This is a genomic window from Viridibacterium curvum, assembly GCF_039544165.1.
Lineage (GTDB): Bacteria > Pseudomonadota > Gammaproteobacteria > Burkholderiales > Rhodocyclaceae > Viridibacterium > Viridibacterium curvum.
In genome coordinates this window covers 556,110-570,132 of the sequence record NZ_BAABLD010000002.1, presented here as the reverse complement: position 1 = coordinate 570,132, position 14,023 = coordinate 556,110, and the positions used below count along the sequence as shown (strand labels likewise).

Annotated in this window: 10 protein-coding genes; 6 read left to right on the top strand and 4 right to left on the bottom strand. The window is 63.9% G+C overall.

The features are described 5' to 3' along the window. Nucleotides 1–148 precede the first annotated feature (148 nt). From smc to ligA, 4 genes are read left to right on the top strand one after another with little or no spacing between them, the layout of a single operon-like run. A complete protein-coding gene (smc, locus tag ABEA02_RS03900) occupies nucleotides 149–3,691 on the top strand; it encodes a chromosome segregation protein SMC (RefSeq protein ID WP_345531518.1) in 3,543 nt (1,180 codons plus the stop codon). A 16-nt stretch (nucleotides 3,692–3,707) separates the two neighbouring features. Continuing rightward, nucleotides 3,708–4,853: a cell division protein ZipA C-terminal FtsZ-binding domain-containing protein gene (locus tag ABEA02_RS03895; RefSeq protein WP_345531517.1), complete on the top strand. Its 1,146-nt coding sequence runs from the start codon at nucleotides 3,708–3,710 to the stop codon at nucleotides 4,851–4,853. Between the two features lie 6 nt (nucleotides 4,854–4,859). Then, entirely contained in the window at nucleotides 4,860–5,021 is a 162-nt protein-coding gene (locus ABEA02_RS03890; protein ID WP_345531516.1) for a hypothetical protein, read from the top strand. A gap of 41 nt (nucleotides 5,022–5,062) precedes the next feature. Continuing rightward, nucleotides 5,063–7,111 carry an NAD-dependent DNA ligase LigA gene (ligA, locus tag ABEA02_RS03885; RefSeq protein ID WP_345531515.1) on the top strand — a complete coding sequence of 683 codons (2,049 nt, stop codon included), beginning with the start codon at nucleotides 5,063–5,065 and terminating at the stop codon, nucleotides 7,109–7,111. Nucleotides 7,112–7,284: 173 nt separating this feature from the next. Here ligA and ABEA02_RS03880 read toward each other — a convergent pair whose 3' ends face one another. Next, nucleotides 7,285–8,802: a protein adenylyltransferase SelO gene (locus ABEA02_RS03880; protein WP_345531514.1), complete on the bottom strand. Its 1,518-nt coding sequence runs from the start codon at nucleotides 8,800–8,802 to the stop codon at nucleotides 7,285–7,287. Nucleotides 8,803–9,003: 201 nt separating this feature from the next. Between ABEA02_RS03880 and ABEA02_RS03875 the strand changes: the two genes are divergently transcribed. Continuing rightward, complete coding sequence (locus tag ABEA02_RS03875) at nucleotides 9,004–9,615, top strand: nitrogen fixation protein NifQ (RefSeq protein WP_345531513.1); 612 nt, start codon at nucleotides 9,004–9,006, stop codon at nucleotides 9,613–9,615. Between the two features lie 405 nt (nucleotides 9,616–10,020). Then, a complete protein-coding gene (gene pta / locus ABEA02_RS03870; RefSeq protein ID WP_345531512.1) occupies nucleotides 10,021–12,066 on the top strand; it encodes a phosphate acetyltransferase in 2,046 nt (681 codons plus the stop codon). A gap of 66 nt (nucleotides 12,067–12,132) precedes the next feature. On the opposite strand, the gene ureG is transcribed toward pta, so the two are convergent. The 3 genes from ureG to ureE all read right to left on the bottom strand — a co-directional run bounded on the left by ureG (nucleotide 12,133) and on the right by ureE (nucleotide 14,023). Next, nucleotides 12,133–12,753: an urease accessory protein UreG gene (gene ureG / locus ABEA02_RS03865; RefSeq protein ID WP_345531511.1), complete on the bottom strand. Its 621-nt coding sequence runs from the start codon at nucleotides 12,751–12,753 to the stop codon at nucleotides 12,133–12,135. An 8-nt stretch (nucleotides 12,754–12,761) separates the two neighbouring features. Next, complete coding sequence (locus ABEA02_RS03860) at nucleotides 12,762–13,442, bottom strand: urease accessory protein UreF (protein WP_345531510.1); 681 nt, start codon at nucleotides 13,440–13,442, stop codon at nucleotides 12,762–12,764. Nucleotides 13,443–13,534: 92 nt separating this feature from the next. Next, nucleotides 13,535–14,023, bottom strand: a complete 489-nt coding sequence (ureE, locus tag ABEA02_RS03855; protein ID WP_345531509.1) for an urease accessory protein UreE — start codon at nucleotides 14,021–14,023, stop codon at nucleotides 13,535–13,537.

Genomic DNA, 14,023 nt, shown 5'->3' with positions numbered 1-14,023 from the left:
GGCCGGGGGCCGGAAAAGTCGGGGGACGGTGTGCCCGGAGGTCTGGCCGTCGCCCGCTCAGGGGCGCCGGGCAAGGTGCGATATTATAGCGCCCTTGCTGCGCTCCCCCTGCGCTCTCCCCAATCCAGCCCCCTACCGACCCGCTGCTGTGCGTCTCTCCAAGCTCAAACTGGCCGGTTTCAAGTCCTTCGTTGACCCGACAACGGTCCTGACGCCAGGGCAACTGGTGGGCATTGTCGGGCCCAATGGGTGCGGCAAGTCCAACCTGATCGATGCCGTGCGCTGGGTGCTCGGCGAATCGCGCGCGTCCGCCTTGCGCGGCGAATCGATGCAGGACGTCATCTTCAATGGTTCGACGTCGCGCAAGCCGGTGTCTCGGGCCAGCGTGGAGCTGGTCTTCGACAACGCTGATGGGCGTGCCGCCGGTCAGTGGTCGCAGTACAGCGAAATCGCCGTCAAGCGCGTTGTCGAACGCAGCGGCGAGTCCGAATACTTCATCAATAACGTCCGCGTCCGCCGCAAGGACGTCATCGACCTGTTCCTCGGTACCGGCCTTGGCCCGCGCGCCTACGCCATCATTGAGCAGGGCATGATCTCGCGCGTCATCGAGGCGCGGCCCGAAGAGGTCCGCGCTTTCCTCGAAGAAGCCGCCGGCATCACCAAGTACAAGGAACGGCGCCGCGAGACCGAGGGGCGCCTCGCCGATGCGCGCGACAACCTCGCACGCCTCGAAGACCTGCGCGCCGAGCTCGGCCAGCAGATCGTGCGCCTGTCGTCACAGGCCGAACTGGCGACGAAATACCGTAGTCTGCAGGACACGCTCTCGGCGCGTCAGGCCCTGCTGTGGGTGTGGAAGCTGCGTGAAGGCGAGAGTGCGCTTCAGGGCGCAGACACCCGCATCGCCGAGAGCGGGCGCAGCCTGGAGGCCGCACAGGAAGCCCTGCGGCTCAGTGAGGCCCGCATTGCCCTGCTGCGCGAACAGCACACCCGCCTGGCCGAGGCAGTCGGCATGGCGCAAGGCGACGTGTATGCGATTGCCGCCGAGGTCTCGCGCATCGAGAGCGAGCTGCGTGCCTTGCGCGAAGCGGCTGCAAGGCTGACTGCCCGGAGTGAGCAGCTGTCCGCAACGCGTGCGCAGTGGCAGGGCCGCGCGGCTGCGCTGACCGTCGATCATGAAAATTGGCAGGCCCAGTCCGCATCCGCCGAACAGGCGCTGGCTGCGGCACAGCAAGCCGTGGCGGGCACCCAGGGTGAATTGCCGGACGCCGAGTTGCGTCTGGCGGCGGCAAGGGCCGCGCTGGACGCCACGCGGCAAGCCCTGGCGCAGGCCGAGCAGCAGGTTCAGGTCGAGACGGCGCGTCTGGCGGCCAGCGAGCGTGCCTTGCAAGGTTTGCAACAGCGCAGGGAGCGCACGGCCAGCGAGCTGGCACAGCTGACCCCGCCTGATACGCTGGCTTTGCAGAGCGCGCGCGAAGCTGTCGAGCAGCTGACTGCCGAACAGGCTGCGCTGCATGGGGCTGTGGCGGCCGCGCAGGGCGAGCTGGAAACGGCCCAGCAGACTCAGCGTGCGGCGCAGGGCGAGCTGAACACTGCTGGACAACTGGCCACCCGCTTGCAAGCGCGGTTGGATGCCTTGCGCGCCTTGCAGGCCAAGCTGCGCGACCAGGGTGATCTGGCGGACTGGCTGTGGCAATGTGGCCTCGCCGACAGTGACCCGCTTTGGCAACAGGTGCAGGTTGAAGCCGGTGCCGAGCTGGCGCTGGAGGCTGTGCTTCGGGAGCGCCTTGCCGCGCGCGGCCCACTGGCTGAATCCGCCCTGAGCAAGGTGCTCGGCCAGCCTGTGCCGGCCACGACGGTTGTGCTGCGTGAGCAGGGCGAAACATCACTGTCCGTGCAGATGGCGCCAGAAGGATTGCGCCCGCTGCGAGCCCAGGTCAGCACTGCATCGCCACGCGTCGCCGCTGTGCTCGATCGCTGGCTGGTCAATGTCTATCTGGCCGACGATCTGGCGCCCTTCATGCAGGCCCCGCTGGCTGCCGGTGTTGTGCTGGTGAATGCAGGTGGGCAGATGCTGACGGCAGGTGAGCTGGTGTTGTTCGCCCCGGACGCAAAGACTCATGGTGTGCTGGAGCGCCAACGCGAGATCGCCCAACTGGACGCCGAACTCATCACCGCCCAGCACGCACTGGAGGCTCGCCGCACCGCGCTCCACCAGGCTGAGGCTGCGGTGCAGGCCGCGCAGGCCGGGCTCGTCGCACAGCGCGAGCAAACCGCTCGCTTGCAGCAGGCAGCGCATGAAGCCCAGCTCTCGCTGGTGCGATTGCAGGAGGCGCAGAAGCGCTTCGAGGAGCGTTCGTCACAGCTCATGCAGGAGCGTAGCGAAATCGAACGGACCCTCGCCGCAGAAACCGCACGCCAGGCAGAAAGTGGGGCAGCGCTGGAGCAGCATCGCCTGGCTGTGAATGCCCGACATCTGGCGCTTTCGGCCGCTGAGCACGCCTTGGCCGATGCGGAGCAGGGCCGGTCGCGCAGTCGCGAGCTCAGCGAACGTCAGCAACGCAGTCTGCAGGAAGCGGAATTCGCTCTGCGCGAATGCCGTACCCGACTGGCTGACATCACCCGTAACCAGACGCTGGTGCAGGAAGAAATTGCCCGCAACGAACAGGAAGCCGCACAACTGGCCAGCGAGTCCGCGGCGCTGGACGACTCTGCGCTGCAGACCTCACTGCAAACAGCCTTGCAGCTGCGTACGGCACGCGAAGGCGAGCTGGCATCACGCCGCGACGCCCTGGAGTCCCTGGGGGCGCAACTGCGCAGCAGCGATGAAGAGCGCCTGCGCGCAGAACAGGGGCTGGAACCCCTGCGCGAGGCTTTGGCGGCGGCCAGATTGGCCCGTCAGTCAGCCGAAATGCTGGTGGCACAAGCGCAGGAGCGCCTTGCCGAGCTCGCCATACAGCCTGACAGCGTGGCACCCGAAGCCCTGGCAGACGTGCGCGAAACGGCCCTTGTGCGTGAAGTGTCGCGCCTGACGCGCGAAATGGCTGAGCTCGGCCCGGTGAACCTTGCGGCACTTGATGAACTGGCCGCCACAAGCGAGCGAAAGGGTTATCTGGACGCCCAGTACGACGACCTCATGCAGGCCATCGAGACGCTGGAGGCCGCGATCCGGCGCATAGACCGTGAAACCCGTGAACAGCTGTCGGCGACGTACAATACGGTCAATCGTCATTTCGGCGAGTTGTTCCCGCAGCTGTTTGGCGGTGGTGAAGCCGCACTGGTGCTGACCGGCGACGAAATCCTTGATGCCGGCATCCAGATCGTGGCCCGCCCGCCAGGCAAGAAGAACGCCTCGATCCATCTGTTGTCGGGCGGCGAAAAGGCCCTGACGGCCATCGCACTGGTGTTCGCGATGTTCCAGCTCAATCCCGCGCCCTTCTGCATGCTCGACGAGGTGGATGCACCGCTCGACGATACGAATACCGAACGCTACTGCGACATGGTCAAACGCATGTCGGCCGTGACGCAGTTCGTGTTCATCAGCCACAGCAAGATCACGATGGAGCGCGCCCAGCAACTGGTGGGCGTGACCATGCAGGAACAAGGGGTGTCGCGCATCGTCGAAGTCGATATCGACGCGGCAATGAAACTGGCTGAGCCAGCCGCCCCGGTCGCTGCAGAACCCGTTAATTGAAAGTCGTCCAGACAGAATGAGTGATTTCCAGCTTTCCCTGATCGCCGCCGGTGGCCTCGTCGTCATCGTGGTTGTCGGTTACAACTTCTGGCAGGAACGCCGTGCGCGTCGCCATGCCGAACAGATCTTCCGCCCCGCCGAGCGCGATGCCCTGCTCGATGGTGACGACGTCGCTCCCATTCCGCCAGCTCCGGGCGGTCGCATGGAACCCAGCTTGCCTGGCAACGCTGCCGAGGGTGAAGGCCCGAACGCCACGCCCGCTCCGATGCCCCCGCGCGCACCGTCGCCGGCCGTCAGCAAGTCACGGCCCGCAACTCCCGCCAAGGCTGCGACGCCGGCCATGCCCGTCGAGTCGCAAGCCATCGACTGCGTCGTCACTGTTGAGGCCCCTGCTGGCTTGTCGGCGGGCGCGTTGTTCACTGCCCAACAAGCCTTGCTGGCTGGTTTCTCCAAGCCCTTGCGCTGGTTCGGCTGGAACGACAGCGATAACCAATGGATGCCGATCGATGCGCGCAGCAGCGCCAGCCTCAACCGCGCCAGTGCCGCCCTGCAGCTGGTTGACCGTCGCGGCGCCATCGCCGAGGCCGACCTGACCCGTTTTTATGACCAGGTACAGCAGCTCTGCGACCAGTTTCTCGCCGTGCCACGCTTGCCGTCCCGCGCCGAAGTGATGAGTCGTGCGCAGGAGCTGGATCGTTTCTGTGCGGACGTCGACATTCAGATTGCCGTCAACGTCGTCGCCAAGGAAGGCAGCTTCCCCGGCACCAAGATCCGCGGTCTGGCCGAGGCCGCCGGTCTGGTCCTGATGGGCGACGGGGCATACCATGCCCGCGATGACGATGAGCGCACGCTGTTCACGCTCTCCAACCAGGAGACGGCGATGTTCTCCGCCGAGCAGCTGCGCCACCTGCATACCACTGGCATCACGCTCGCGATCGACGTGCCGCGTGCCCCCGATCCAGTCGCCGTGTTCGACCGCGTGACCACCTTCGCCCAACAGCTTGCTGTCGCGCTGGGGGGCGTCATGGTCGATGACAACCGGGTGTTGCTCTCCGACCGCTCGCTGAGCCTCATCCGCGGCCAGATCGCACAGTTCGATCAGCAGATGGAGGCACAGGGCATTCCGGCGGGGAGTGAAGTGGCTTTGCGTCTGTTCCGCTGACGTTTCATGGCCGAGCATCTGCAATGGATTTTCGGCAGTACCTTGTCCAGGTTGTTTTTGTACGGCGTGTTTGCACTACCTGCGCTGGCATTGTTTGGCTACTTCGGCGCGCTCGGCAAGCGTTCGCACAAACGCGATGAATCCGCTGACCGAGAGCCGGTCGAGTAACTAACGCGCGCGACATCGCCCAACATTAGTTTGAGGTCTGAATGACGGATCTGTTTGTTGTTGAACGCGCTGCCGAGCTACGCGACACCCTCCACCGCTACGCACACGCCTACTACACGCTCGATGCACCGCTGGTGCCCGACGCCGAGTACGACCGCCTGTTTCGCGAGCTGCAGGCCATTGAGGCGGCGCATCCTGCGCTGCGCACCGCTGATTCGCCGACGCAACGGGTCGGTGGCGCCCCGCTCAAGGAGCTGACGCCGGTACGTCACGTCGTGCCCATGCTGTCCATCGAGACCGAGACGGACACGACTGAGGGTGGAGCGATTGCTTTCGATGCCCGCGTGCGTCGCAAGCTGGAGCGTGCCGACGATGCGCCAGCCATCGAATATGCGGCCGAGCTCAAGTTCGATGGCCTCGCAATGAATCTCCGTTACGAGTCTGGCGTGCTGGTGCAGGCGGCAACGCGTGGCGATGGTGAGGTGGGAGAGGATGTGACCCACAACGTGCGCACCATTGGTGGCATTCCGCTGAAGCTGATGGGCGACGCGCCGGCGGTGCTCGAAGTACGCGGCGAGGTGTACATGCGCCGCGATGACTTCGAGAAGCTCAACGAGCGCCAGCGTGCAGCAGGTGAAAAGACTTTCATCAATCCACGCAATACCGCAGCCGGCGCCATCCGCCAGCTTGACCCGGCGATCACCGCGCAGCGTCCTCTGTCGTTCTTTGCCTATGGTCTCGGCGAAGTGCAGGGCTGGAGCGATATGCCAGCGACCCACGCGGCACTCGAAGATGCGCTCGCAACGTTTGGCTTGCCCGTGTGTGAACACCGCGTCATCGCAAAGGGCGCTGCGGGTCTGGTCGAATTTCACCAGCGCATGGCTGGTTTGCGTGACAGCCTGCCGTTCGACATCGACGGCATCGTCTACAAGGTCAACAGTCTGGCCCTGCAACGCGAGCTGGGCTTCCGCAACCGCGAGCCGAACTGGGCCGTGGCACACAAGTATCCGGCGCAGGAAGAGATCACGCAGCTGCTCGACATCGAGGTGCAGGTCGGTCGTACAGGCGCCATTACGCCAGTGGCACGGCTCGCGCCGGTGTTTGTTGGCGGCGTGACCGTCACCAATGCGACCCTGCACAACCAGGACGAAGTCGACCGTAAGGACGTGCGCATCGGTGACTGGGTCATCGTGCGTCGCGCGGGCGACGTGATTCCCGAAGTCGTCGGCCCGGTGCTTGAGCGTCGCGAAGGCGAGTTGCCACGCTTCGATCTGCTGGCGCGTTATCCGGTTTGCCCGGTGTGCGGTTCCAGGGTCGTGCGCGGCGAGGACGAAGCCGTCGCGCGTTGCACTGGCGGCCTGATCTGCCCGGCCCAGCGCAAGCAGGCCTTGCTGCACTTTGCGGCACGCCGTGCGATGGATATCGAAGGCCTCGGCGACAAGCTCGTCGACCAGCTCGTCGATGGCGGCATCGTCAATACCACGGCTGATCTCTACAAGCTGGGTCTGCTGTCACTGGCGAATCTTGAGCGCATGGCCGAGAAGTCTGCTGCGAACCTGCTCACCGCGATCGAGAAGAGCAAGGATGCGCCACTTGCGCGCTTCATCTTTGCGCTGGGCATCCGCAATGTCGGCGAGGCAACAGCCAAGGATCTCGCACGCCACTTTGGCAATATCGACGCGATCATGAACGCGACGCCCGAAGCCCTGCTCGAAGTGCCCGATGTAGGCCCCATCGTCGCGCAGAGCATCGTCAATTTCTTTGCCGAGTCGCATAACCGCGAGGTCGTCGAACAGCTTGTCGCGGCTGGACTGAAGCTGCCGAATCCGAATGCCATGGAAGCCGCGTCCAGCGCACTGGCCGGCAAGACCTTCGTGCTGACTGGCACGCTGCCCACCATGAGCCGCGATGAAGCGGGCGCGTTGATCGAATCGCACGGTGGCAAAGTCAGCGGGTCGGTGTCGAAGAAGACCAGCTATGTCGTGGCCGGCGAAGAGGCCGGCAGCAAGCTCGACAAGGCGCGTGAGTTGGGGGTGACGGTGCTGGATGAGGCGGGGTTGTTGGCCTTGTTAGGCGATTCATCAGCCTGACGCAAAGCACGCCGAGGCGTTCGAACCCGTCATTCCCGCGGACGCGGGAATTCACAGGCTTGCCGCAGGCAAGAGCATCTGGGGACATTAAGCAGCAACCTCCGCCTTTGCTGATGCAAAGGCCCTATGGATTCCCGCGTCCGCGGGAATGACGTAGTGCGTGACTGCGGTTGTCAGCTCGAACAACTCACCTCAATGCCATTCGCCCAATCCGGCGGCAGTTTCGCAAAATCCTCAAAACCTTCGCGCGTCGTGAAGGGCTGGCGCAGGCAGTCGAGCACGCGGGCGATCTCGCTGTAGTCGCCTTGGCGTGCCTTGACGATGGCGCCTTCGGCCATCCAGTTGCGCAGCACGTATGCCGGGTTGGTGGCGAGCATGGCTTGTTGGCGTTCGGCGTCGCTGCGTGATTCGAGTGTGAGGCGTGCGCGCCATTGGGCGAGCCAGGCATCGCCCTGTTCGCGGTCGACGAAGTGGTCACGCAGCGGGGCGTCGATACGTGATCGATCCGCTTCGTCGACTTGCGCGGGCAGGCCGCTGAGTGCGCGGAAGAAAATGGTGTGGTCGATGCGTTGGTCCTGCAGCAGGCTGTATGTGGCGCGCAGCAGGTCTTCGTCGCTTTCGTGGGCCATAGCCAGGCCGAGTTTGGCGCAGGCGAGCTGCATGAACTTCTGTTCGTAGGTGGGTATGTAGGCGCCGTCAATGAGGTCGCGGATCTTGTCGTGCTCGCCAACGAGGCTGGCGAGCGCACCGCCGAGGGCGTAGAGATTCCAGTGTGCGATGGCGGGTTGGCGGTGGAAGGCGTAGCGACCCTGTTCGTCGGAGTGGTTGCAGATGTGGGTGGCGTCGAAGGCTTCCATGAATCCGAAGGGGCCGTAGTCGAGCGTGAGGCCGAGGATGCTCATGTTGTCGGTGTTCATCACGCCGTGCATGAAGCCGATCGCCTGCCAGTGCGCAATCATGATGGCGGTGTTGCGGGCGACGTCGGCGAGCAGGGCGGCGTAGGGCTCGGGCTCGTCGCGCAGGGCGGGGCGGAAGTGGTCGATCACGTAGTCGGCGAGCGTCTTGAGTTCTTCGTTGCGGTCGCGCGAAGCCCAATGCTCGAAGGAGCCGAAGCGCACAAAACTCGGCGCCATGCGCGTGACGATCGCGGCGGTCTCCATGGTCTCGCGGCGTACCGGAAGCGGGGAGGCTACAAGGCACAGGGCGCGGGTGGTCGGGATGCCCAGCGCGGCCATGGCTTCCGAGCACAGGAATTCGCGGATCGACGAGCGCAGCACGGCGCGGCCATCTGCTCGGCGCGAGTAGGGCGTCTGACCTGCCCCCTTGAGCTGCAACTCGATGGGGCCATCTGGCGTCTGCACGGCACCCAACAGGTGCGCACGACCGTCGCCGAGCTGACCTGCCCATACACCAAACTGATGACCCGAATACACGGCTGCCAGGGGCTCGCTCCCGGGCAGCAGGCTGTTGCCGGCGAAATAGTCGGCAGCTTCAGGCTGGGCCCAGCATTCGGGCGACAAACCTATCAGCGCAGTGGCTTCGGGGCTGAAGGCCAGGAGCCGTGGCGCCGGCAGTCCCTCGGGGGCAAGGCGTGTGTAGAAATCGCCCGGCAGGCGCGCAAAGCTGTTGTCGAACGACAAGCGCTCAAGCGCGGAAGTGCGGAATTCGGGGGCGGGGGCTGGATCTCGCATGACGATGCCGGAAATGGGGGAAACGACAGGAAGTGCGCTGGTGAGGGCAGTGGCTTTTACAAATCGTGAAAGGCCAGTCTCACAGCGCAAAACGGTGGAAGCTGTGGGCAGATCTTAGCCAATCGGCTGCGTCCATAAGGGATTTTGTTGCGGTACGGAATCTGCTTTTTGTCTCTTGTTGGTTTTTCAGGAGAGCCAGTCATGCAGACCCATTCATTCTCCAAAGTATCCGACAAGAAATTGCCGACGCTGTTGCAACGAAGCGCTCGCAGCAGTGAGGCCGGGGCGCACGATCTGCGCCGCGCCCTGTTGTTGCTGGCACCGCGGCCAGCATATGGTGTCACGCTGGCACTTGCCGGCATGGTCGAACGCGCTTGGGAACGGCATGGTATGGACTACCTGCCGATTGCGGGACTGGATGGTGATGCCACGCGTGCAATGTTCTCCGTGCACTTTCCCGGTGCGCAGGCGCTGATTGGCCGTGCCTGGCAGGAGATGCGGGTGCCGTCGGATTTCGCGCGGAGCAGCGAGGCGGAATTTGTTGCGCGCCTCGCGCAGCTGCTGATCCTGCATCGCACGGTGGAAGACGAGGACAGCAGCTGGCTGGCGCATGCCATCGCGACAGCCAGCATCGGGGGCGAGTCGTTGTGGCAGGCGCTGCACTTTGCGTCACCCGGCGTCTTTGATGATTTGATGCACAGCTTCTTCACCTCGCTGGCTGTCTGCAACCGCAATGGGCAGGACTGGAAGGCTTTCCTGTTCGACCGTGTCGAAGTTGAGAAAGCGCGTTACAAGCAGGTTGCGGTGGGTTGAATACCCGCGCGCGAGAACAGCTGAGAAAGATCAAACAAGCTCCAGTCTTCCGCACTGCAGAAGCGGGGTCATAATAGGATTCGGCTATTCAGGGCCTGTTCTCATTTGCCCGGTGGATTGCGTTCAAAGGTATGGCGCGCGGGACAAGGCGTGAGTCGCCGTGCGGGGTGCCCCCCGCACGAGACGAACAACGCGGTAGCGCGGAGCCATACCTTTGAACCCTCCGGGCAGCCCCCGAATCCGGTGCGGCGCTTTGTTGCAGCGTCTTGACAGGGGGGGGCACCCTGTCAGCGTCGCCGCGCCGCGTTCCGCACCGGATTCGGGGGCTTTGCAACCAGCGGGCAAATGAGAACAGGCCCTCGGTACTAACCCCAGCCCGGGGTTGGTCGTTGTCGAGGTCCTGCAATGCAGACATTCTTTCTTGCTCCCGTTCGCCAGAACGTCGGTCTGACTTCCATCTCCCTGGGTGTTGTGCGTGCTTTGCAGCGCGAAGGCTTGCGCGTGGGTTTCGTCAAACCGGTATCTCAGGATGAGAGTGGCAACGAGCGCTCTGTCCATTTTGCCCGCGAGATCTGCCACATCGATACCCCTGCGGCATTGACCATGAGTCACGTGTCGGAACGGCTCGCGGGTGGAGAAGAGGGCGAGTTGCTCGAAGACGTCGTGAGCCTCTGCATGCGTGCTGCCGAGGGTGCCGATGTGCTGGTTGTGGAAGGCCTGCACACCGATGCTGACCATCCCTTCACCCCGCGACTCAACAGCGAGATCGTACGCAGCCTGCATGCCGTGATGATTCTAGTCGCCAGTGCGGAAAGCGGCCACGCTGCCGACGACATCCGCCAGATGGCTGCACGTGTGCGCAATACGGGCTGCAACGTGGGTGGCGGCATCATCAACAAGGTACCGCCGGGCCAGGCGCGCGAAACTGTCAGCGCACAGCTTGGTGATGTGCCGCTGTGGGGTCTCATCCACCTTAACCAGGCCTTGCTGGCGCCGCGTACGCTGGACGTAGCGCGGCATCTGAATGCCCGCATCCTTGCGGAAGGTGAGATGAATACGCGTCGTGTGCTGGAGACCGTGGTTGCCGGGCGTTCGGCACTGGAGGTCATTCCGCGTCTGACGCCTTGCGCACTGATTGTCAGTTCCGGTGATCGTGAAGACATCATGCTGGCCACGGCGCTGGCGGCCAACCGGAATGTACAGCTTGCAGGCCTGGTGCTGACGCATGGTACGAGTGTCGATCCGCGAATCGTCGAGTTCGCGGGCAAGGCTTTCCACAATGGTCTGCCAGTGCTGGGGGTCGATACCGATACCTTCGTGACCGCATCGAATATCAGCCGCGTGCCGCTGGCAGTGGCAGCCGACGATCATGAGCGCATGGATGCCGTACTTGACGACATGGCCGAGCAACTGGATACGGGCAGCATCATGGCCTGCGTCAGCGTTCCGGCCACTACGCGCATGTCGCCGCCAGCCTTCCGTTACCAGCTCATCCAGAAGGCGCGAGCAGCGAACAAGCGCATCGTGCTGCCCGAAGGTGACGAGCCGCGCACAATCAAGGCCGCTGTCATCTGTACCGAGAAGGGCATCGCACGCTGTGTGCTGCTCGGCAAACGCGCTGCCATCGAAGCGGTGGCGGCCACTCAGGGTGTGAGTTTGCCTGCTGCGCTGGAGATCATTGATCCCGATGAAGCGCGCGAACAATACGTCGAGCCGATGGTGGAGCTGCGCAAGAGCAAAGGTCTAACGCCGGGTCAGGCGCGGGAGCAGATGCAGGACACCGTGGTGCTCGGCACCATGATGCTGGCGCAGGACGATGTGGATGGTCTTGTGTCTGGCGCGGTACACACCACGGCCAACACTGTGCGTCCAGCCTTGCAACTCATCAAGACCGCGCCGGGACAGTCCATCGTTTCATCGGTCTTCTTCATGCTGATGCCTGACCAGGTGCTGGTCTATGGCGACTGTGCGATCAACCCCGATCCCAGTGCGGAAGAGCTTGCAGACATCGCATTGCAGAGCGCCGCCTCGGCGCAAGCATTTGGTGTCGAGCCGCGTGTGGCGATGATCAGCTATTCGACGGGCACGTCAGGTGCCGGTGCCGACGTGCAGAAGGTTGCGGAAGCCACGCGGTTCGCCAGGGAACGCGCACCGGAACTCGCGCTGGATGGCCCACTTCAATACGACGCCGCTTCGGTGCTGGAGGTGGGGCGCCAGAAGGCGCCGAACTCCAAAGTCGCCGGGCAAGCAACGGTGTTTGTGTTCCCGGACCTCAATACCGGCAACACGACTTACAAGGCCGTGCAGCGCAGCGCCAAGGTGGTGTCGGTCGGGCCGATGCTGCAGGGTTTGCGCAAACCGGTGAATGATCTGTCACGCGGCGCGCTGGTCGATGACATCGTGTTCACGATAGCGCTGACCGCAATCCAGGCGAGTGAGATGAAGAAGTAGTCAACGACGCCCGGCAAATAGAAAGGCGGCCTGCGGGCCGCCTTTCTGTTCCGTGCCGATGCGCAATCAATGCGTTGCCAGCATGCCCTGCTTTTCGATGAAGGCGATGATCTGGTCAAGGCCCTGCCCGGTCTTCTGGTTGCTGAAGACGAAGGGCTTGTCGCCACGCATCTTGCGGGCGTCGCGATCCATCACTTCGAGCGACGCGCCCACGTAGGGTGCGAGGTCGATCTTGTTGATCACCAGCAGATCGCTCTTCATGATGCCGGGGCCGCCCTTGCGCGGGATCTTGTCGCCGGCCGACACATCGATCACGTAGAGCGTGAGGTCAGAGAGCTCTGGCGAAAAGGTCGCGGCGAGGTTGTCGCCACCGCTTTCGACGAACACGATTTCCAGTCCCGCGAATTTGCGCGTCAGTTGTTCGACCGCTTCGAGGTTGATTGACGCATCCTCGCGGATCGCCGTGTGCGGACAGCCACCGGTCTCCACGCCAAGGATGCGCTCGGCCGGCAGGGCTGCATTGCGCACGAGGAACTGCGCGTCTTCAGCCGTGTAGATGTCGTTGGTCACGACAGCGATGTTGTACTTGTCGCGCAGTGCAATGCACAGAGCCAGGGTCAGCGCGGTCTTGCCGGAGCCGACGGGGCCGCCGATACCGACACGGAGAGGTTGGGATTGTGTGCTCATGTTCTGCCTCAGGATCGGAAGAGTCTTGTGTATTGGGTTTCGTGTTGCGACGAGGCCAGGGTCATGCCAGGCGTGAAATTCTCCCAGTCCTGCGCGTCGGCGCGTTCGATGGCCGTTGCCGCGAGTTGCGTCAGCGCCGGAGAAAGTGCGACCAACATGCGCTGGCCTGCGGTCTGGCCGAGCGGGACCAGCTTGACGGCGGCCATCACCTGGTTTTCGAGCCAGGCCCACAGGTAGGTGGTCGCAGCGTCTTCTTCACCGAGCTGCCAGTGTGCGGCCGCCGCAGCCCAGGCGGTCGGGAAGGCGATTTCGGTCATGCCTGCGTGCGTCTCGCGGATGCGGTCCGGCATGTCGGGTAGGTCACGCAGCAGGCGTGCGAGCGAATAGCCCATCTGCAGCGTCTCGGCGCGCAGCTCGGCGGTTTCGCGTGTGGCGATGAATTCGGCGTTGAGTCGTTGGACTTCGGCACTGTCGCCAGCTTGCCAGGCACGCATCAGCCCGATCAGCGCCGGGGCTTCGCAACGTGCGAGGGCGAAATGCAGCGCGTCGCTGATCCACTGCTGCGCCAGCGCTTCGTTCGTGACCGCGCCGCTCTCCACCGCCCACTCCAGACCTTGCGAATAGGAGAAGGCTCCGACGGGGAGGGCCGGACTTGCGAGGTGGAGGAGGCGAGCGAGCTGGAGGTTCATCAGATCGTCATTCCCGCGAAGGCGGGAATCCAGCGACTTGGCAAGCGCTGGTTAACGTCACTGGGTTCCCGCCTTCGCGGGAACGACGGGCTTTAACCATGAGACCCTCCCATGACATGAATGCGCGCCTCGGTTGCCCCACGTTCCGAGTGGTGATGGCCATGCGCATAGGCACCGGCTTCGGGTTCGAAGGCGGCATCGATATGGGTGAGCTTCGCGCCCAGGCCTTCGAGCATGTGTTCGAGCACGTGATCCTGCTGGATGCGCAAGGCGCCGTCGCAGACCTGTACGGCGACGTGGCGGTTGCCAAGGTGGTAGGCGATGCGTGCAAGTTCGAAGGCGCTGTCGCAGCATGCTTCGACAAGGGCTTCGGGGGCAGAGACGACCTCGACAACGCGGCCGTCAGCGCCCTGCAGCCTGTCACCGCCACGCAGGATGGTGCCTCGCGGGAGGAACATGCCGACCTCTTCGCCGCTGGCGAGCTGAGTGCGCAGACGGCTCTTGGTGCGTGCGTCGAAGTTGAGGATCAGTTGGGCGCTTGGTGCGTCGTCGCCGGTGTGGAGGGATTCGATCAGTAGCAT